17 protein-coding genes are annotated in these 19,430 nt (G+C 59.5%); 5 read left to right on the forward strand and 12 right to left on the reverse strand.

Annotated features, from left to right (window positions below):
- Positions 1-147: 147 nt before the first annotated feature.
- From glpA to glpC, 3 genes are read left to right on the forward strand one after another with little or no spacing between them, the layout of a single operon-like run.
- Complete coding sequence (gene glpA / locus JZ655_RS14355) at positions 148-1,776, forward strand: anaerobic glycerol-3-phosphate dehydrogenase subunit A (protein ID WP_207292134.1); 1,629 nt, start codon at positions 148-150, stop codon at positions 1,774-1,776.
- A complete protein-coding gene (gene glpB, locus JZ655_RS14360) occupies positions 1,766-2,983 on the forward strand; it encodes a glycerol-3-phosphate dehydrogenase subunit GlpB (RefSeq protein WP_207292135.1) in 1,218 nt (405 codons plus the stop codon). Before glpA ends, glpB begins: the two co-directional genes overlap by 11 nt.
- Positions 2,980-4,170 (forward strand): anaerobic glycerol-3-phosphate dehydrogenase subunit GlpC, encoded by a 1,191-nt coding sequence (glpC, locus tag JZ655_RS14365; RefSeq protein ID WP_207292136.1) that lies wholly within the window; start codon positions 2,980-2,982, stop codon positions 4,168-4,170. The genes glpB and glpC overlap by 4 nt, the downstream gene beginning before the upstream one ends.
- Positions 4,171-4,203: 33 nt before the next feature.
- Here the strand turns inward: glpC and JZ655_RS14370 are convergent, their stop codons facing one another.
- From JZ655_RS14370 to JZ655_RS14415, 10 genes are all read right to left on the reverse strand, one after another.
- The gene (locus tag JZ655_RS14370; RefSeq protein ID WP_207292137.1) at positions 4,204-5,403 is read right to left on the reverse strand and encodes a nicotinamide mononucleotide deamidase-related protein YfaY; all 1,200 of its coding nucleotides are present in this window, start codon (positions 5,401-5,403) and stop codon (positions 4,204-4,206) included.
- Positions 5,404-5,496: 93 nt separating this feature from the next.
- Positions 5,497-6,036, reverse strand: a complete 540-nt coding sequence (locus tag JZ655_RS14375) for a YfaZ family outer membrane protein (protein WP_046884697.1) — start codon at positions 6,034-6,036, stop codon at positions 5,497-5,499.
- A 245-nt stretch (positions 6,037-6,281) separates the two neighbouring features.
- Complete coding sequence (gene menE / locus JZ655_RS14380; protein WP_207292138.1) at positions 6,282-7,643, reverse strand: o-succinylbenzoate--CoA ligase; 1,362 nt, start codon at positions 7,641-7,643, stop codon at positions 6,282-6,284.
- On the reverse strand, positions 7,640-8,605 hold the full coding sequence (gene menC / locus JZ655_RS14385) for an o-succinylbenzoate synthase (protein WP_207292139.1): 966 nt from the start codon (positions 8,603-8,605) through the stop codon (positions 7,640-7,642). The genes menE and menC overlap by 4 nt, the downstream gene beginning before the upstream one ends.
- Positions 8,605-9,462, reverse strand: a complete 858-nt coding sequence (menB, locus tag JZ655_RS14390; protein WP_207292140.1) for a 1,4-dihydroxy-2-naphthoyl-CoA synthase — start codon at positions 9,460-9,462, stop codon at positions 8,605-8,607. Before menB ends, menC begins: the two co-directional genes overlap by 1 nt.
- Complete coding sequence (gene menH, locus JZ655_RS14395) at positions 9,459-10,235, reverse strand: 2-succinyl-6-hydroxy-2,4-cyclohexadiene-1-carboxylate synthase (protein WP_207292141.1); 777 nt, start codon at positions 10,233-10,235, stop codon at positions 9,459-9,461. Before menH ends, menB begins: the two co-directional genes overlap by 4 nt.
- Positions 10,232-11,902: a 2-succinyl-5-enolpyruvyl-6-hydroxy-3-cyclohexene-1-carboxylic-acid synthase gene (menD, locus tag JZ655_RS14400; RefSeq protein ID WP_207292142.1), complete on the reverse strand. Its 1,671-nt coding sequence runs from the start codon at positions 11,900-11,902 to the stop codon at positions 10,232-10,234. The genes menH and menD overlap by 4 nt, the downstream gene beginning before the upstream one ends.
- An 88-nt stretch (positions 11,903-11,990) precedes the next feature.
- A complete protein-coding gene (gene menF, locus JZ655_RS14405) occupies positions 11,991-13,286 on the reverse strand; it encodes an isochorismate synthase MenF (protein WP_207292143.1) in 1,296 nt (431 codons plus the stop codon).
- Positions 13,287-13,378: 92 nt separating this feature from the next.
- Positions 13,379-13,684 carry a stress response protein ElaB gene (gene elaB, locus JZ655_RS14410; protein ID WP_040074693.1) on the reverse strand — a complete coding sequence of 102 codons (306 nt, stop codon included), beginning with the start codon at positions 13,682-13,684 and terminating at the stop codon, positions 13,379-13,381.
- A 62-nt stretch (positions 13,685-13,746) separates the two neighbouring features.
- Positions 13,747-14,199, reverse strand: coding sequence for a GNAT family N-acetyltransferase (locus JZ655_RS14415; RefSeq protein ID WP_207292144.1), 453 nt, complete (start codon positions 14,197-14,199; stop codon positions 13,747-13,749).
- A gap of 71 nt (positions 14,200-14,270) precedes the next feature.
- Between JZ655_RS14415 and rnz the strand changes: the two genes are divergently transcribed.
- Both rnz and JZ655_RS14425 read left to right on the forward strand, forming a co-directional pair.
- Positions 14,271-15,188: a ribonuclease Z gene (gene rnz / locus JZ655_RS14420; protein ID WP_207292145.1), complete on the forward strand. Its 918-nt coding sequence runs from the start codon at positions 14,271-14,273 to the stop codon at positions 15,186-15,188.
- 64 nt (positions 15,189-15,252) lie between these two features.
- Positions 15,253-16,257, forward strand: coding sequence for a chemotaxis protein (locus JZ655_RS14425; protein ID WP_040074689.1), 1,005 nt, complete (start codon positions 15,253-15,255; stop codon positions 16,255-16,257).
- A gap of 172 nt (positions 16,258-16,429) precedes the next feature.
- Here the strand turns inward: JZ655_RS14425 and nuoN are convergent, their stop codons facing one another.
- Positions 16,430-17,887 (reverse strand): NADH-quinone oxidoreductase subunit NuoN, encoded by a 1,458-nt coding sequence (nuoN, locus tag JZ655_RS14430; protein ID WP_046884689.1) that lies wholly within the window; start codon positions 17,885-17,887, stop codon positions 16,430-16,432.
- A 6-nt stretch (positions 17,888-17,893) separates the two neighbouring features.
- Positions 17,894-19,423 (reverse strand): NADH-quinone oxidoreductase subunit M, encoded by a 1,530-nt coding sequence (nuoM, locus tag JZ655_RS14435; RefSeq protein WP_040074686.1) that lies wholly within the window; start codon positions 19,421-19,423, stop codon positions 17,894-17,896.
- Positions 19,424-19,430 lie beyond the last annotated feature (7 nt).

Below are 19,430 nucleotides of genomic sequence, written 5' to 3' on the forward strand. Positions count from 1 at the left end.
CAGATTGTTACAGAAATATGACAGAATGCGCAAAATAGCGCATGAAATCACGTTTCACTTTCGAATAACGCGCGTTTATGTTCGAAATCAAACAAACCACATTTTTAGTGTGGCTAAATGATAAAAAACGAACATAGAGGGAAGACAATGACGGTTCTCGATCCTCGCTACAGCGATGTAATAATCATTGGCGGCGGCGCAACCGGGGCCGGCATCGCCCGCGACTGCGCCCTGCGTGGCCTGAGCGTGACCCTGCTGGAGCGCCATGATATTGCGACAGGCGCCACGGGCCGCAACCACGGCCTGCTGCACAGCGGCGCGAGGTACGCGGTAACCGACGGCGAGTCGGCGCGGGAGTGCATTACGGAAAACCAGATCCTGAAACGCATCGCCCGCCACTGCGTCGAGCCGACCAACGGACTGTTCATTACCCTCCCCGAAGACGATCTCGCGTTTCAGCAAACCTTTATCACCGCCTGTACGGCCGCCGGGATCCAGGCCGAGGCCATCGACCCGGCGCTGGCGCGTCGGCTGGAGCCTTCTGTCAACCCGGCCCTCACCGGTGCGGTGAAAGTCCCCGACGGCACGGTCGATCCGTTTCGCCTGACCGCCGCCAATATGCTGGACGCACGGGAACACGGCGCGCGCATTCTGACCGGGCATGAAGTCACCGGGCTTATCCGCGACGGCAACACTGTGCGCGGCGTGCGGGTGTTCGACCCGCAATATAACGAGCGCAGCGAACTGTACGCCGCCGTGGTTATCAATGCGGCGGGGATCTGGGGGCAGCGCATCGCGGAATACGCCGACTTATCCCTCCGCATGTTCCCGGCGAAAGGTTCACTGCTGATCCTCGACCATCGCATCAACAACCACGTCATCAACCGCTGTCGTAAGCCTTCCGACGCCGATATTCTGGTCCCGGGCGACACCATTTCGCTTATCGGCACCACCTCTACCCACGTCGATTACAGCGAGATTGACGTTAACCGGGTGACGGCCGAAGAGGTGGATATTCTGCTGCGCGAAGGCGAGAAACTGGCTCCGATGATGGCACAAACCCGCATTTTGCGCGCCTATGCGGGCGTGCGGCCGCTGGTTGCCAGCGATAACGACCCCAGCGGGCGCAACGTCAGCCGGGGAATTGTCCTGCTCGATCATGCCCAACGTGACGGCATGGAGGGCTTTATCACCATCACCGGCGGCAAGCTCATGACCTATCGCCTGATGGCGGAGTGGGCCACGGATGCGGTCTGCCGCAAGCTTGGTAACACCACCCCGTGCGTCACGGCAGAACAGCCCCTGCCCGGCTCGCGTCAGTCCACCGAGAAAACGCTACAGAAAATCATCTCTCTGCCCGCCCCGCTGCGCGGCTCTGCTATTTATCGCCACGGCGACAGAACGCCGCAGTGGCTTGGCGAGGGGCGACTAAGCCGCAGCCTGGTGTGCGAGTGCGAAGCGGTGACCGCAGGCGAGGTGCAATATGCCGTCGAGAACCTGACGGTCAATACGCTGCTCGATCTTCGCCGCCGCACGCGCGTCGGCATGGGTACCTGTCAGGGCGAGCTTTGCGCCTGTCGCGCCGCCGGGCTGCTGCAACGCTTTCACGCCACCACCTCAACGCAGTCCCTGACCCAGCTCAGCGATTTCCTCAATGAACGCTGGAAAGGCATTCAGCCCGTTGCCTGGGGCGATGCCCTGCGTGAAAGCGAGTTTACCCGCTGGGTTTATCAGGGACTTTGCGGCCTGGAGAAGGAGCCACATAATGAAATTTAATACCGTCATTGTCGGCGGCGGACTGGCAGGGCTGCTGTGCGGGATCACGCTCACGCAACGTGGTCTGCGCTGCGCCATCGTCACCCGCGGGCAGAGCGCTTTGCACTTCTCTTCCGGATCGCTGGATCTCCTCGACGATGCCTGTCGCGGCGCACTTGCGCCTGAGCACCCCTACAGCCTGATCGGCGAGCACAACATTGCCCGCCTGGCGCAAGAAACCGAAAGGCTGCTGAGCGCCTGTGGCGCGCGGATGCAGGGCAGCGCTGAGAAAAATCACCAGCGCGTGACGCCGCTCGGCACCCTGCGTTCCGCGTGGCTCAGCCCGGAAGACGTTCCTGTCGCCCCGTTCGGCGCAGAACGCGTAATGGTGGTGGGGATTGGCGGTTTTCTTGATTTTCAGCCGCACCTGGCGGCGGCCTCGCTCTGTCAGCGCGGCATTAACGCGACGGCGGCGGAGATAGACCTTCCCGAACTGGACGTGCTGCGCGAAAACCCCAGCGAGTTTCGGGCAGTGAATATCGCGCGGCTGCTGGATAACGACGATAACTGGCCGCTGCTGTATGACGCGCTCAGGCCGCTCGCTGAACAGTGTGATGCCCTGTTGATGCCTGCGTGCTTTGGCCTCACCGCCAATCGACTCTGGCGCTGGCTGTCGGACCGCCTGCCGTGCACGCTCGGCTTGCTGCCGACCCTTCCCCCTTCCGTACCGGGTATTCGGTTGCACACGCAGCTTAAGCAAAAATTTATTGCCCAGGGCGGCGTGTGGATGGCGGGTGACGAGGTGAAAAAGATCACGCTGTCTGATAGCGAGGTCAGCGAGGTGTGGACGCGAAACCACGGTGACATTCCGCTGCGCGCACGCGCCGTGGTACTGGCCAGCGGCAGCTTCTTCAGTAACGGCTTACTGAGTACCCGCGAGGGGATCCGCGAAGCCATTCTGGGGCTGGATGTCCGGCAGAGCGCCTCCCGTTCGGACTGGTATCAGAGTGATTTCTTTACGCCGCAGCCCTGGCAGCAGTTTGGCGTGATTGTTGATAACCGCCTGCACCCGCAGCTCAACGGCCAGTCGCTTAACGGTCTCTACGCCATCGGCTCGATTCTGGGCGGCTACGATCCGATTGCCCAGGGCTGTGGCGGCGGCGTGTGTGCTATCACGGCGCTTCATGCCGCAGAGCAGATTATTCAACGCATGGAGGCAGAACAATGAGCGATAGCCGTTTCGAAAGCTGCATAAAATGCACGGTGTGTACCACGGTCTGCCCGGTCAGCGGCGTGAACCCGCGTTATCCTGGCCCAAAACAGGCCGGGCCTGACGGCGAGCGCCTGCGTCTGAAAGACGCCGCACTCTACGATGATGCGCTGAAATACTGCATTAACTGCAAGCGCTGCGAGGTGGCCTGTCCGTCAGACGTCAAAATCGGCGACATCATCCAGCGCGCACGGGCGCAGTACAGCACGCAAAAACCGACGCTGCGCGATGCGATCCTCAGCCATACCGACCTGATGGGCAGCGTTTCCACGCCCTTCGCGCCGCTGGTGAATGCCGCCACCTCCCTGAAACCGGTACGCCGGCTGCTCGACGCGACGCTGAAAATTGACCACCACCGCAGCCTGCCGAAATACTCCCACGGCACCTTCCGTCGCTGGTACAAATCGGTGGCGGCAGAGCAGGCCCGCTTTGCCGATCAGGTGGCGTTCTTCCATGGCTGCTACGTGAATTACAACCACCCGCAGTTGGGAAAAGACCTGCTGAAAGTGCTGAACGCGATGGGTACGGGTGTACAGCTCCTCAGCAAGGAAAAGTGCTGCGGCGTGCCGCTGATTGCCAACGGCTTTACGGACAAAGCGCGCAGGCAAGCCCGCAGCAATGTCACCTCCCTGCGTGATGCGATCGTCGGGAAAGGGATACCGGTCCTGGCTACCTCGTCTACCTGCACCTTCACCCTTCGCGATGAGTACCCCCACCTGCTGGACGTGGATAACACCGATCTGCGCGACCATATTGAACTGGCAACGCGGTTTCTGTGGCGCATGCTGGACAGCGGGAAGACCTTACCGCTGGGCAACCTGCCGCTGAAGGTGGTGTATCACACCCCGTGTCATATGGAAAAGATGGGCTGGTCGCTGTATACGCTGGAGCTGCTGCGGCTGATCCCCGGGCTGGAGCTGACGGTGCTGGATTCGCGCTGCTGCGGGATAGCGGGCACCTACGGATTTAAGCGTGAAAACTATGACACGTCGCAGGCAATTGGCGCGCCGCTGTTCAGGCAGATAGAGGAGAGCGGCGCCGATCTGGTGGTGACCGACTGCGAAACCTGCAAATGGCAGATTGAAATGTCCACCAGCAAACGCTGCGAACATCCCATCACCTTGCTGGCAAAGGCGCTGGGCTAAGCGTTGCCGGGGCGGTTCGCCCCGGCACATCCGTTACTCAACAAACAGCGAATCAACCACATTGATCCAGCCATGCTCGCTGGCGACCGGTTTGTCGTTCAGCCAGCGCCGCAGCATGTTGAGCGCCATCATCGCACACACCTCCTGACGCACCGCCTGGCTGTTGCGGGTGATACTCATTTTTACCTGCAGCGCATGGGTCCCTTCCGGCGTCGCGAGAGCAAAATTAAGATGCTCGTCATCCACGCCGCCGACGGCCAGCGCCAGCCCGGCGAAATGCTTAACCCTGCGCTCGGCCGCCCAGCGCGCGGTCTGTGCCAGCGTTTCCTGCTGGAACGGCACCACTTCACTGGCCAGCAGCGGCGCATCCGCCCGAGAAAGCTGCAGCGCCAGCAACCCGCCGGTGAACTGTTCGCTCAGCGTGACGCTCAGCTGGCGAGCCTTCAGGGTCCGGGCAATCTGCGCAGGCAGCCCTTCCGTTCCCTCAAAGATCAGGCTCTCTCCCGCCACGCGCTGCACCTCAGGCCATAGCGCCAGCATGGCCTCCTTTTGCGTCGCCGGGCCGGTCAGCTTCAGTTCAATAATCGGCATGGAGGAGCGGTAGCCCATCGAGACGCCTGGCGGCAGCGGCAGGCTGTCGAGGCTCTGGGCAAGATCGCTTTCAGAGCGGCCAAAGGTGGTCAAACGCAGACACAGCGGCGGCTCAGGCAGAGTGAAACGCGCGCGCAGGCGCGGCAGGATTTGCTGCTCGACCATCACTTTAAATTCAGACGGCACGCCCGGCGTGAAGAACATCAGGCAGCGGTTAAGCTTAACGGCAAAGCCACAGGCGGTACCGACGGGGTTATCCACCAGCTCGGCGCTGGCCGGGATTTCGGCCTGCTTGCGGTTGCTGGGGGCCATGACGCGACCGCGCTCGGAGAAAAAGCGCTCCATCTGCGCCAGCCACGCTTCGTGGAGGACCAGCCCTTCGCCTTTCGCCGTGGCGGCGGCCAGCGCGCTAAGATCGTCCCCGGTTGGGCCAAGGCCGCCGTTCACAATCAGCACGTCAGCGTGCTCGCTGCGTTCGCGCAGAATGTTCACCAGCGACTCAAGGTCGTCGCCTACCGTATTGCGGCGCGTTAACGGTAATCCCTGTTCAAAGAATAAATCGGCGAGCCAGGCCGCATTGGTATCGATAATTTGACCATGCAGCACTTCATCGCCGGTGGATAACATCTCCACGTTAATCATTGTGTTCTCCCGCTTTAATAGTCAAAACACTATAGCGCAATTGGGAGAGGGGGAAGCGATAAACTGGCGCGGCAGGCCGCCGCGCCGGGGGGATTAGAAGCCTGCGCTCACGCCCACGTATGGGCCATCGGCCAGGGCGTTGTCGCGGTTGCCGTTTTTACCGGCCAGGTTCAGATAGCGGTAGCCTGCTTCGATGGTAACAGGACGCATGATGGTCCAGCGCGCACCGGCGTTAGCTTCCTGATAGCTGTCGATACCGCTGGAGAGCGAATCCGGAGAGTAGTAGTACTCGCCGAACAGGCCGAAGCTGTCGCCAATTTTCCACTGCAGCCCGCCGCCAACGGCCGCCGCGTACCCTTCATCACCGTCGTTCGGGTTGGTGTAGATACCTTTACCGCCCACGGTTGCCAGGAATGGCCCCAGCGGAACGTTAAGGCCAAGGCCGAGGCTTGCCGCATCGCCGTCGTCGTCGTTATGCGTCCAGCCGCCCGTCATCGCCAGGCCGGAGGTTTCCGTCCCCAGGCCAAAGCCCAGATGGGTGTACTCTTTACCCGCCGAGCCGTTAAAGGAAATTGCGTTTGCTGCTACTGAAACAAACATCAGGCCTGCGCCCAAAAATGCCACTTTTTTCATTGTCGTGTCCCGCACGTAATAATTAGAGATCTCCCAAAACCGCGAGATTTTAACCTGCGTGTCTTTGGGATCAAGCACTCTGTGTGCGTCAGGCAATTAGTTTGTAACGGTTTGATAATTTCGGTATTTAGAGCATCAATAAAAAGCGCATTTTTACTGCGCGTTAACTGAAGGTGGGCGCGCTAATCTTCTTCAACATCTCACCGGGTCTGGCGATGTACACCGAACAGCCGGATTTCGGCTAACTATCTTCTCAGCAGGGCATTAACCCACTGTTTTAACGCCTGGCGGGAGATCTTTATCCCGCCATTTTTCAGCTCTGGCGGCAGCGCCAGCCAGTGGACCGGCTGTTCAAAGCGCGCCAGCTTGCCCTGAACCCACTCCGGTAACGCTGTGATGTCCGTGTCCGGCTCACATTCCATGACCGCGACCGGGCGCTGTCCGAACTCTGCGTCGTCCAGCGGGACGATAAACACCTGGTTTACCCGCGGATGGGTGACGATGATGCGCTCCAGCGATTCCGGCTGGATCCCCTCTCCCCCACTGAAAAAGAGATTGTCCATGCGGCCCAGAATGGTCAGGCGACCGTTGTGCCACTCACCGCGATCGCGGGTGGCAAACCAGCCCTGGTCGTTGACCAGCGGCAAAAGTGCGCCGTCTCGCCAGTAGCCCGCCGCCATGCTCTGCGCCCTGATCCAGACTTCACCGTTCACCACCTGCACCTCTCTGCCCGGGAGCGCGCTACCCACGTCCGGCGCGCCGTCAGCCTCTTTGGCGCAGACGGTGGAGGCAAACTCGGTCAGTCCATACCCGCAGAAGGTCCGAATACCCTGCTCACGCGCGCGCGCAGTCAGTTCAACGGGGATTTCCGCCCCGCCAAGCAGCACGGCTTTCAGTGCGATGCGGCACTCACCATTAAGCAGTCGCCACAGCTGTGTTGGCACCAGCGAGGCGTGGGTGCAGCCCTGTAGCGCCTGCTCCAGCGGCTGCTTCTCACGCACCGTTAGACGCGCCCCGGCCTGGAGCCAGCGCCACAAAATCCCCTGGCCGGAGACGTGAAACAGCGGCAGGGAGAGCAGCCAGTCGTCGTCATCGCCGTAAGGCATCAGCGACAACACGCCTGCCGCGCTGGCAAGATGCGCCGCACACGTGTGTACCGCCGCCTTGGGTAAGCCGGTAGAGCCGGAAGTGAGCGTCATCGACGCCAGACGCTCCGGCTGCCACGGGGCGGCATAATCACCGGGTTGGTCATCCAGTGCGAGCCGCGAAAGCCCGTCAAACGCGCCGTCAAGCAGCAGCGCGAAGCGCAGCGTCATCTGCGGGATCAGGACGTCAAGCAGAGGGCGCGGAAGCTGCGGATTGACCGGAAGAATACGCGCGCCGCACTGCAACAGCGCCAGCCACGCCAGCAGCGTCTGAGGATGGTTATGGGCGAGCAGCATCACGCCGTCGCCCTCACCAAGCCCCTGACGGTGGAAGCCTGTCGCCAGCCTGTCCACCCGCTCGCACAGCTGCTGCCAGCTCAGCGCATCGTCGTTTAACCGCAGCGCGGGTTTATCCGCACGCTGCGCACGCCAGTGTCGCCACGGCCAGTCGGTAAAGATCATAGCAACGGCTCCAGCGCCTCGACCCCGAGGCACGGCAGAGCACTGTCCGGCCATGTGCGGATCAGCTGCGCCTGCATCAGGTTCAGCGTGTCGAGACCCGGAATGGTTTCCGGTGTTAACCACGCGGCGAGGCGCGCAAGTTGAGTCAGTCCGAGGCTGGACTCAATGGACGAGCTGATCACCGCCGTCAGCCCTACGGCATGGGCCGCCACGACCTGCTCACGCACTTTCTCCAGGCTGCCGGTGAGCGTGGGTTTGATCACCACCGCGCTCACGCCAGGCTCGGCGATGAACGCAAAATCCGCCTCGCGCAGGCTTTCATCCCACGCAATCGCAATGCCCGTTTCACGGGCAAAGGCGCGGGAGTCATCGCGGGTTTTACAGGGCTCTTCAAGGAAGGCGATACGGTTGCGGTACGCGGGATTAACGTACTTCGCAAACTGCTGAGCCTTGAGCGGCGTCCAGGCGCGGTTGGCGTCCAGACGCAGATGCAAATCGGGGATCGCTTCGAGCAGCAGATTCGCCACCATGCCGTCGCGCACCGCTTCGTACAGCCCGACCTTGATTTTCGCCACTTTTTCGCCCGGCATGGCGGAGAGCAGCGCAAACAGCTCGTCCGGATCGCCGGTGCAGAGCGGCGCGGCGCGATAGTTCGCCGCGTTGGGCAAGCGGCCCTCAAGCTCGGCCAGCGCGCAGCTGACACCGAAGGCAGCGGAGGGGATGTCCGGCAGTGCCGGTTCGGCCCCCTCGCGCCATTCGCGCGCCCAGGCAAGCACTGCAGCCTGCGTCTCCTCCAGCGACTCATGGCTAAAGCCCGGAAGGGGCGAAACCTCGCCCCACCCTTCGCGCTCGCCCTGCCGGAGATGCACGAACAGCCCGTCACGGGTTTTTAACCGCCGTTCACGCAGCACCACACCCGCGTCCATGGGTATCTGCCAGCGGTAAACCTGCGCGCAACGCATTACGGGTTCCGTTTGTATTTGCTGAAGTCTGGCTGACGTTTTTCATTGAACGCGTTGCGTCCTTCCTGACCCTCATCGGTCATGTAGAACAGCATGGTGGCGTTACCCGCCAGCTCCTGCAGACCCGCCTGGCCGTCGCAGTCGGCATTGAGTGCCGCCTTCAGGCAGCGCAGCGCCATGGGGCTGTTTTGCAGCATTTCGCGACACCAGCGGACGGTCTCTTTTTCCAGATCGGCGATAGGTACCACGGTGTTCACCAGGCCCATATCCAGCGCTTCCTGAGCGTTGTACTGACGGCACAGGAACCAGATTTCGCGTGCTTTTTTCTGACCCACAATGCGAGCCATGTAGGAGGCCCCCCAGCCGCCGTCGAACGAGCCGACTTTCGGGCCGGTCTGGCCGAAGATGGCATTTTCAGCGGCAATGGTCAGGTCACACATCATGTGCAGCACGTGGCCGCCGCCGATGGAGTAGCCCGCGACCATGGCAACAACCGGTTTTGGACAGGTGCGAATCTGGCGCTGGAAATCGAGCACGTTCAGGTGGTGCGTACCGGCATCATCCTGGTATCCACCGTAATCGCCACGCACTTTCTGGTCACCGCCGGAGCAGAAGGCTTTGTCGCCTTCACCGGTCAGAACGATGACGCCGATATTGTCGTCATAGCGTGCATCCGCCAGCGCCTGAATCATCTCTTTTACGGTCAGCGGGCGAAACGCGTTGCGCACCTGCGGGCGGTTGATAGTGATTTTGGCAATGCCATCAGCTGATTTGTGGTAACGAATGTCGGTATAGCCTTCGGAGCAGTCTTGCCATTCAACCGGTGCGTAGAGCATGTTTTCATCAGGATAGATCATAGCGTTTCCTTAACGGGAAGTCGGAGTATCTGACACAGCCGGGCAGTCACCGCAGCGGGATTATCCCGATGGGCGTTGTGTCCGGCATGAGGAATTGCGAAACAGGTGGCGGCAAGTTCGCCAGCGATGTGAGCGAATTTGTTATCCCGCTCGCCAAAGAGATAATAAAAAGGGAAAGCGGGCTGACTGAGGCCCGGACGCAGGTCCGGCTGCTCTGCCAGCGAAGTGGCCTGTAACATGGCGGCCAGCGTGCGGCCATTGTTCTTACTACGCAGGGCAATGAGCTGTTGGCGCTGCCCCGCCGTGAGCGAGGCAAAAACGGGCTGCTGATACCAGTCGGCAAAGACTTCCGGCAGAGGTTCATGGCGAAACCGCTCCGCCCAGCCGGCATCCGACACCCTGCGCTGGTGACGTTCGTCAGGGTGGCTCAGGCCCGGATGCGCGCCTTCGACAATCAGGCCCCGCAGCCCTTTCGGCCCCTGACAGGCATGATACATTGCAATGCGGCCGCCGAGAGAGTACCCCACTAGCCAGTAATCTAGTATGTTGTAACTAATTAGCGTAGCACGCAGTAGCGCATCGACCTGGGCGAAATCCGCGACCGCAATATCGGCCGACCCGCCATGGCCCGGGAGGTCAAGATAGAGCCGGGGCATAGCGCTAAGTTGCTCGCCCACCGGCTGCCACTCGGCAGCATCGCCGGAAAAACCATGCAGAAATACCAGCCAGGGTTGGCCGACTGTGCCCGACTTTACCTCTCCGGCGAGGATCACAGGTGGCTTACCTGTGCGAGCATGTTCTGCAGCATCTGCGCGCCGTCGCTGTCATTAACAATAACCTCGATCAGCGTGGCGCCCGGCTTACTCCAGGCGCTGTTAAGCGCCATATCAAGCTCGGCCCAGCTTTGTGGGCGCTGGTATTTAAGGCTAAACATGGCCGCCGCATGTTCAAAGTTTATGTTCTGCGGCATGAGGTAGAACTGCTCGCGTTCGCGCGGCGGTGTGGGTAACAGAGAGAAAATTTGCCCGCCATTATTGTTCACCACCAGCAGCACAAAAGGTGCCGAAGCCTGGCGCAGCAGCGCCAGCGCATTCAAATCGTATAACGCAGAGAGATCGCCCACGATAGCCAGCGTGGCTTTGGCGGTCGCACGCTGCACCCCTGCAGCGGTCGAGATCAAACCGTCGATGCCGCTTGCTCCCCGATTACTGTAAACCGGATAGCCCGCCGGCAACCGGGAAAAGGCGTCGATCAGGCGGACAACAAGGCTATTACCGACAAAGAGCTGCCCCTGCTCGGGCAGACAGTGCCGGATACGGTGCGCCAGCTGCGCTTCACCAAACTGCTCGCTATGTTGCTCGACGAGCGCCCAGGCCTGGCGGGAGAGTTCAGGAATGGCCGTTGCCCAGGGTTTACGCTTTTCAGCCGGATGCAGGTCCAGCCACTCCGCAACCCCCGATACCAGGCGGCGCCCGCGGTGGTGGGCCGGATCGAGCCGCCCTTCGCGGTTTTCGACCAGCCAGTACTCTTCGGGTTCGCAGGTGGCCTGCCACTGCAGCAGCCGTTTGCCCGTCAGGCTACTGCCCAACTGCACAACGATTTGCGCCTGCTGGAGTTCGGTCACCGCGCGGGCATTTCCGAGCCAGAGGTCGGCGCAGGGTAACGGCTGCCCGGTCTGGGATAACACATCGCCAATCAATGGCCAACCCAGAGTCTGGGCCCATTCGGCCACCCGCTTTCCTTCGGCGGCGCTCATTCTGCCTGCCACGATCACCCCGCGTTTCTGGCGCCAGAAGAACCAGTCGCGCTGTTTCGGGCTGACAAGCTCAGCGGGGGCGCGCAGCCAGGGTTTATCGCTCTGCCACCAGTCGCCCAGCGCCTGCTGCCAGTCAAGATCGGCATTATCCATTTCGCCATACAAAGGCTCGGCGAAAGGACAGTTAATGTGCAGTGCGCCCTGACGCAGTGATCCCACGGCGTTATCGACCGTGGATACCAGCCAGCGCGCGGGGATATCCCGCGTTGGCCGAGGAAGAGAGAGCGTTTGTGTGGGGTGGGTAGCGAACATAGCCTGCTGGCGGATGGCCTGATTCGCGCCGCAGTCGATCAACTCCGGAGGACGGTCAGCGGTCAGCAGGATCAGTTTTTCCCCCGTCAGCCCGGCCTCAATCAGTGCCGGATAAAGGTTAGCCACCGCCGTGCCGGAGGTCACAATTACCGCCACCGGCTCGCGGCTCGCTTTTGCCAGCCCAAGCGCCAGATGTCCCAGACCACGCTCATCAAAATGGGTGTGATGTATAAAAGCCGGGTTGTCGGCAGCGGCCAGCGTCAGCGGCGTAGAGCGGGAACCCGGTGCGATACAAATATGCCTGACGCCATGGCGAGTCAGGGCTTCAAGAATGACCGTCGCCCAGCGCCGGTTAAAAGAACTTACTGACATGAGGTTGTCCGGTATCAAATATGCGACACAGTATAAATAATAGAAAAAATCGTAATTTTGATATGAATCGGTATTGCGCGACTTTGACTTAATCCCTAAGGAGCAAAGAGCGCAGCCCTGCGGCTTTGTTTTCTATCTCTTGCCACTCCTGTTCGGGATCGGAGCCGCTGACGATCCCCGCTCCGGCGTACAGACGGACACGGTTTGCCGTCACCCGCGCTGAACGCAGCGACACGCAAAACTCGCTCTGCTCCAGGCTGAGATACCCGGCGGAACCGGCATACCACTCCCGGTCAAAAGATTCATGATGGGCGATAAAGTCCCAGGCCGCCTGACGCGGCAACCCCGCAACGGCGGCGGTCGGCTGTAACAACATCAGGCACTGTTCATCATCCGGCTGCCGCAGTGCGGTCCAGATGCAGCGACGCAGATGCTGCACTTTACGCAGGCGCACAACCTGCGGGGGCAGCACCTCCAGCGGCTGGGTGTGATGCTGCAAGCGCTGACAGATATCTTCGACCACCAGCATATTTTCACGCTGGTTCTTGTCGTCGTTCATCAGCCAGTCGGCCAGGCGGCCCGCGCGATAATCATCGCTGTGGCTGGCAACGGTGCCTGCCAGTGCCTCGGTGCGCAGTAACTCGCCTCTGCGACGCCACAGGCGTTCAGGCGTAGAGCCGAGAAAGGCGTTATCAGCATCAAGCTGCATAAAGAAGTGGAAGCAGCGTAGGTTAACGCGCCGACTGGCAGCCATCAGGGCCGCAGGATTGACCGGGCGGTTAAACTGCAGGTCGGTGGCCCGCGCCAGCACCACTTTGTCAAAATCATGGTGAGCGATAGCCTCTGTAGCGTTGGTCACCAGCGCTAACCATGCGGCCTTGTCAGGGAGATGCGTTTCGCTCACGCTGTGCAAGGAGAGCGGAACAATCGGCCTGGCGACATTTAGCGAAAGTAAAAATGCGCGGGCGGTTTTAGCGTCGTCATGCAGAGAAGTGTCGCTCCAGAGCAGCAGGCGAAGAGTGGCGCGCCCGCCATGCCGCTGCCAGGTCAGCCGCGGCAGGAAGAGTTCGCCCTGATGCGGATCGAAGGCGTTTAAGCCGACAATGCGGGTAGCCGGGCTGTCGGGAAACAGATGTAAAAACTGCCGGGCGGCCGCCAGCGATGAAAAACGTTGAATAGCCCCCAGCGCCGCCAGCTCTTCATCGCCGTTGCGCTGCTGCCAGTAGAATTGCGGATAATATTGCTGCGCGTTGAGCCACGCGAGCGGGTCGAAGGCATCATTAAGCGGGAAGGTGACGTCATATTGGCGTAAGCCTGGCGTCGCGGGAATATCCTGGTCCAGCTGGCTGCAGAGTCCCTGCAGCGCGGTAGTCATTGAATGCACGCAAACCTCTCCCTGCTAAAACCCTACATTATACGGGGTACTAGCATTAAAAGGCAGTACCCCCGATTTAGCAGGGAGAAGGATGAGTGCGATTAGCGGCGAGCGAGCAGGAGACCCAGAACCAGACCTGCGGCCGCGCCGACGCCAACGCCTTGCCACGGTTTTTCATGCACATAGTCATCTGCGCGATAAACCGCCTGTTTCGCCCGATAGTAATAGTTATCGGAGGCATTACTGACGCGAGCCTTCACTTCGTGCAGCGCCTGCTCGGCGCGCGCTTTAAGCTCAATGTATTTTTGATCGGCCGGATCGCCAGAAGAGCGCAGTACCTCTTCCAGCGTTTCGCTTAACAGCGCCAGATCGTCATCGACACGAGAATCCCAGGATTGATATGACATAGTTATCTCCATGTAGTTGTACCAGTTCGCTAACTATAGACAATGCCTGGCGATTTCGCCTGTTACGCTTCCTTCGCCATGCCGACGTGAGGAATGCCATCTTCGTCATAGATTTCGGTCACCGGGCGGAAGCCAAAGTGAGCATAGAACGGCTGAAGATGTGCCTGCGCCCCCAGATATAACGCCTTGTCAGGCCACTGTTTTTGACACGCAGCCAGCGTTTGCTCCATCAGTTGATATCCCATTTTTTCGCCCCGCGCTTTGCTGCTGACGATCACCCGCCCGATCGTCACCGGCTCCAGATCATCCTCACTTTTCAGAATCCTCGCATACGCCACCAGTTCGTTATCTCTCCAGCCCAAAATGTGGCGGTTCTCCCCCACCAGATCGTCACCGTCAATATCCAGATAGGGGCAGGTTTGCTCAACAACGAACACTTCACAGCGCAGTTTAAGCAGGGCATAGAGGGTCGAAACGGTAAGCTCGCGATGGTGTAAATCTTGCCACTGAATCATGTCAGGCTCCTTATGGGTTATCATCCCGTTATACTAAATGCTTTCGGTTCGGCAAAGGGTGTTACCGCGTTATGGAACTGCTTTTTCTGGGTACGTCTGCGGGCGTACCGACACGACAACGAAATGTGACGGCCATGCTGCTCGATTTACAGCATCCTACCCATGCAGGGTTGTGGTTATTCGACTGCGGCGAAGGCACCCAGCATCAACTGCTTGAAACGGCTTATCACCCGGGCAAACTCGATAAGATTTTCATTACCCACCTGCACGGCGATCACCTTTTCGGCCTGCCGGGTTTGCTGTGCAGTCGCTCGATGGCAGGCAATGCCCGGCCGCTGACCCTGTATGGCCCGGCGGGCATTCGCGAATTTGTCGATACCACGCTGCGTCTGAGCGGCTCCTGGACGGACTACCCTCTTGAGATCGTCGAGATAGGCGAAGGGATCGTCCTGGATGATGGGCTGTACCGCGTTACTGCCCTGCCGCTTAATCATCCCGTCGAGTGCTATGGCTACCGCATAGAGGAGCAGGATAAACCGGGCGCGCTGGATGCGGCCGCCCTGGTCGCCGAGGGTATTGTGCCCGGCCCCCTATTCCAGCGCCTGAAACGTGGCGAAACCGTGACGATGGAGGACGGGCGCGTCATTAATGGGCAGGATTATCTCTCTGCCCCACTGCCCGGGAAGAAACTGGCCATTTTCGGGGATACCGCCCCCTGCCCTGCCGCCCATCTGCTGGCAGAGAACGTCGATTTGCTGGTGCACGAGGCCACGCTGGAAACGGCGATGGAGGAGAAAGCCAACAGTCGCGGGCACAGCTCTACCCGCCAGGCGGCGCAATTAGCGCGTCAGGCTGGGGTGAAAAAGCTGATGGTGACCCACGTCAGCTCACGCTATGACGCGCAGGGTTGCCAGGCGCTACTGGCAGAGTGTCGTGAATACTTTGCGAATACCGAGTTAGCCGACGATTTCACTCAAGTCAGCGTTTAGTCCTTCACTTTTCCCTCCGCGTGCCGATAACGATTAAAAGGCAGGCATTTCACTTGAGGGTAAAATGGATAATTTCCAGAAAGACATTGATGACAGGGCGAATCTCACCCTGTCGAACCGATTTGAGCTATTGCTGTTCCGTCTCGGCACCTCGATGCACGAAAACAAGTCCGAGCTGTTTGGCATTAACGTATTTAAGCTGCGTGAAATTGTGCCGATGCCGGAGTTCACCAAACCTGCGGGTATGAAGTCACCGCTGATGGGGATGGTGAATATTCGCGACCAGGTGATCCCGGTTATCGACCTGGCCGCCGTGGCTGGCTGTAAACCCTCCACCGGCCTCAATATCCTGCTGATTACCGAATACGCCCGTAGCGTACAGGCATTTGCGGTTGAGTCCGTCGAGAACATTATGCGTCTGGACTGGAAGCAGGTTCATGCTGCCGAAACCGCCGTCAGCGGCCGTTACATTACCAGTATTGCCTGCCTGGACGAGCAGACGGACACCAACGATCTGGCGATGGTGCTGGATGTGGAACAGATCCTATACGATATCACCCCGGCCAATCACGATCTGCATGCTACCAACCTGAAAACCACCAAGTTCAATATCAAACCTGGTGCGGTGGCCATCGTGGCGGAAGATTCGAAGGTTGCGCGCTCGATGCTGGAGAAGGGTCTGCAGGCGATGGCGATCCCGGCACAGCTGCATATCACCGGGAAAGAGGCCTGGGAAAAGATTGGCGTGCTGGCGGCTCAGGCGCAGGCAGAAGGCGTGCCGATCACCGACAAGATCTCGCTGGTGCTGACCGACCTGGAAATGCCCGAGATGGACGGCTTTACGCTGACGCGTAAGATCAAAACCGACCCGGTGCTGAAGGACATTCCGGTGGTGATCCACTCTTCACTGTCAGGAAATGCTAACGAAGATCATATTCGTAAAGTGAAGGCCGACGGGTATGTGGCGAAGTTCGAACTGAACGAACTGTCGTCGGTGATTGAAGAGGTGCTGGATCGTTCAATGAAGAGAATTGACGGGCCGCTGATTAGCCGTAAGCAGCTGGCGTAAGATCGGTGCGGGCTGATGCCCTCACCCCGACCCTCTCCCACGGGGAGAGGGAGTAAACATCAAAAACCCGCCGAGGCGGGTTTTTATTTGGTGCGGATCTGGTGCCCTTTCCGCGGCGAGAGGGTGTAAATATAAAAAAACCCGCCGGAGCGGGTTTTTGTTTTTTGCTTGCTTACATCAGCGGCATCGCGTGTTGCACGATGGTGATAAGCGGCTGCGGCCAGATACCAAAGATCAGCACCAGCAGCGCGGAGATGAGCACCACGATACCACCGGCGCTGTACTGCCAGTTAGACGGCGCATCGCGGTTGAGCTGCTGAGGCGCGCTCAGGTAGAGGCTCACGGCAACGCGCAGGTAGTAGTACAGACCAATCGCAGAACCGATAACCACACCGGCGGTCAGCCACCACAGGCCAGCCTGCACACCGACGGCCAGCACGTAGAACTTACCGATAAAGCCCAGGGTCATCGGGATACCTGCCAGGGACAACATCATCACCGTCATCACCGCAGACAGAATCGGACGGTGCCAGAACAGACCACGGTAGGAGAACAGTGAGTCGGCATCCGGGCCACGGTACGGGCTGGACATCAGGCTCACCACGCCGAACGCGCCGAGGCTGCTGAACAGATAACCGGCCAGATAGACGCCTACGGTCTCCATCGACATTTCACCGCTCTGCAGCGCAATCAGCGCCACCAGCAGATAACCCAGATGGGAAATAGACGAGTAGCCCAGCAGACGCTTGATATTGGTCTGGCTCAACGCCATCAGGTTACCGAAGATAATGGAGACGAACGCAATAATGCCCAGCACCACGCGTACCGCTTCGCTATCACCCACCGGTGCGTACAGGAACAGACGCATCACCACCCCGAAGATAGCGATTTTGCTCGCCGTCGCCAGGAAGGTAGAGACCGGCGCTGGTGCGCCCTGGTAGACGTCTGGCGTCCACAGGTGGAAAGGCACCAGAGAGAGCTTGAAGCCCAGGCCAACAATCATCATACCCAGGCCTGCCAACAGCAGCGGCTCATGCAGCATACCGTCGCCCAGGCTCTTGCCGATAGCCAGGAAGGAGAGGTTACCCGTCTGTGCGTACAGCAGTGCGATACCGAACAGCAGGAACGACGACGCGGCAGCGGACAGGATCGTGTACTTGATCGCCGCTTCCAGCGAGCGTTTCTGGCGGAAGGCGTAGCCAATCAGACCGAACAGCGGCAGCGAGATCAGCTCAATACCGAGGAACAGCGCGGCCAGGTGGTTCGCATTCGCCAGCAGAATGCCGCCCAGTGCGGCAATCAGTACCAGCAGGTAAAACTCTTCTTTGTTGTCCTTGTAACCTTCCAGCCATGGATAAGCAAAGGTACAGGTCGCCAGGCTCGCCAGCAGAACCAGACCGGTGTACAGCATGGCGTAGCCGTCAACGCGCATTAGCGGCGTGACATCCATCGCGCCCGCCTGGCCAACAAACCAGAGGGAAACCAACGCAGCGTTCATACCCAGAACCGACAGGGTCGCATTCAGGAAGTGATTGCGTCGCCACGCAATGGAGAGCATCACAACCACCACCGTCAATCCGACGATCAGCAGCGGTAGCAGCGCAATCAGTTGTTGTGGAGTTATTGTCATGGCGATTTACGGCCTTGTAGTAGAAGCAGAATTAACAAACCACTGCTGGATGTTACCCATTGCGCTGTGCGAGGTATCCAGAATCGGCTGCGGGAAGAAGCCCAACAGCACCAGCAGTACGACCAGCAGCAGGATGATGAACAGCTCACGCAGCGACATCCCCGGCAGCTCTTTGGCAGCGATTTCACTCTTCGCTTTACCGAAATAGGCGCGGTGCAGCATCGCCAGGGAGTAGACGGAAGCGAACACCAGACCAAAGGTAGAGATCACGGTAATAACCGGCACCACTTTGAAGCTGCCGAACAGAATCATAAATTCGCCGACGAAGTTACCGGTGCCAGGCATCCCCAGCGTCGCCACCGCGAAGAACATCGACATCGCCGGCAGCCACTTAATTTTGCTCCACAGACCGCCCATCTGACGCATGTCGCGGGTGTGCAGACGTTCGTACAGCTGGCCACACAGGATGAAGAGACCGGCCGCAGAGAGACCGTGCGCAATCATCTGAATCACTGCCCCCTGGTACGCCAGCTGGCTGCCGGTGTAGATAGCAATCAGCACGAAGCCCATGTGAGAAACAGAGGTGTAAGCAATCAGACGCTTGATGTCGTACTGCGTGAAAGCCATCCACGCGCCGTAGAAGATACCGATCACACCGAGCCACATCGCAATCGGCGCAAATTCAGCAGAGGCGTTCGGGAACAGCGGCAGTGCGAAACGCAGCAGGCCATAGGCCGCGGTTTTCAGCAGGATGCCTGCAAGGTCAACGGAACCTGCCGTCGGTGCCTGAGAGTGCGCATCCGGCAGCCAGCCGTGCAGAGGAACCACCGGCATTTTCACCGCGAAGGCAATGAAGAAGCCCAGCATCAGCAGATATTCAACACCGTGAGACATTGGCGTCTTCAGCAGATCCTGGTAGTTGAAGGTCCAGACACCGGTCGCGTTGTAGTGCACGAATACCAGCGCCAGAATCGCAATCAACATCACCAGACCGCTCGCCTGGGTATAGATGAAGAATTTGGTAGCCGCCGTGATACGCGTTTTACCGTCGGATGCCTTATGGCCCCACAGCGCGATCAGGAAGTACATCGGCACCAGCATCATCTCCCAGAAGAAGAAGAACAGGAACATGTCGATGGCAAGGAACACGCCGATAACGCCGCCCAGGATCCACATCAGGTTCAGGTGGAAGAAACCCTGGTACTTTTCGATTTCTCGCCAGGAGCAGAGCACCGCCAGAACACCGAGCAGACCCGTCAACACCACCATCAGCAGCGACAGGCCGTCAATAGCCAGGTGAATGGTTATGCCAAAGCGTGGGATCCACGGCAGAATAAACTCCGACTGCCACTGCGGAATGCCCGCAGACTGCGTCAGGGAGTAGCCACCCTGCAACCACAGTTGCAGGCCAAGCGCGAGCGTCAATCCCATGGTAATCAGCGCAATCCAGCGCGGCATCTTCACGCCAAAGCGTTCAGTCTGCCAGCACAGGAAGCCGCCGATGAAGGGAATTAATATTAGCCAGGGTAGTAACATGGCGATT

Origin of the sequence: Leclercia pneumoniae (assembly GCF_017348915.1) — a bacterium.
Lineage (GTDB): Bacteria > Pseudomonadota > Gammaproteobacteria > Enterobacterales > Enterobacteriaceae > Enterobacter > Enterobacter pneumoniae.

Excerpts from the sequence above, each read along its gene's own strand:
- glpA (WP_207292134.1), top strand. The coding sequence starts at position 148 with ATGACGGTTCTCGATCCTCGCTACAGCGATGTAATAATCATTGGCGGC.
- glpB (WP_207292135.1), top strand. The coding sequence starts at position 1,766 with ATGAAATTTAATACCGTCATTGTCGGCGGCGGACTGGCAGGGCTGCTG.
- glpC (WP_207292136.1), top strand. The coding sequence starts at position 2,980 with ATGAGCGATAGCCGTTTCGAAAGCTGCATAAAATGCACGGTGTGTACC.
- JZ655_RS14370 (WP_207292137.1), bottom strand. The coding sequence starts at position 5,403 with ATGATTAACGTGGAGATGTTATCCACCGGCGATGAAGTGCTGCATGGT.
- JZ655_RS14375 (WP_046884697.1), bottom strand. The coding sequence starts at position 6,036 with ATGAAAAAAGTGGCATTTTTGGGCGCAGGCCTGATGTTTGTTTCAGTA.
- menE (WP_207292138.1), bottom strand. The coding sequence starts at position 7,643 with ATGATCTTTACCGACTGGCCGTGGCGACACTGGCGTGCGCAGCGTGCG.
- menC (WP_207292139.1), bottom strand. The coding sequence starts at position 8,605 with ATGCGTTGCGCGCAGGTTTACCGCTGGCAGATACCCATGGACGCGGGT.
- menB (WP_207292140.1), bottom strand. The coding sequence starts at position 9,462 with ATGATCTATCCTGATGAAAACATGCTCTACGCACCGGTTGAATGGCAA.
- menD (WP_207292142.1), bottom strand. The coding sequence starts at position 11,902 with ATGTCAGTAAGTTCTTTTAACCGGCGCTGGGCGACGGTCATTCTTGAA.
- elaB (WP_040074693.1), bottom strand. The coding sequence starts at position 13,684 with ATGTCATATCAATCCTGGGATTCTCGTGTCGATGACGATCTGGCGCTG.
- JZ655_RS14415 (WP_207292144.1), bottom strand. The coding sequence starts at position 14,199 with ATGATTCAGTGGCAAGATTTACACCATCGCGAGCTTACCGTTTCGACC.
- rnz (WP_207292145.1), top strand. The coding sequence starts at position 14,271 with ATGGAACTGCTTTTTCTGGGTACGTCTGCGGGCGTACCGACACGACAA.
- JZ655_RS14425 (WP_040074689.1), top strand. The coding sequence starts at position 15,253 with ATGGATAATTTCCAGAAAGACATTGATGACAGGGCGAATCTCACCCTG.
- nuoN (WP_046884689.1), bottom strand. The coding sequence starts at position 17,887 with ATGACAATAACTCCACAACAACTGATTGCGCTGCTACCGCTGCTGATC.
- nuoM (WP_040074686.1), bottom strand. The coding sequence starts at position 19,423 with ATGTTACTACCCTGGCTAATATTAATTCCCTTCATCGGCGGCTTCCTG.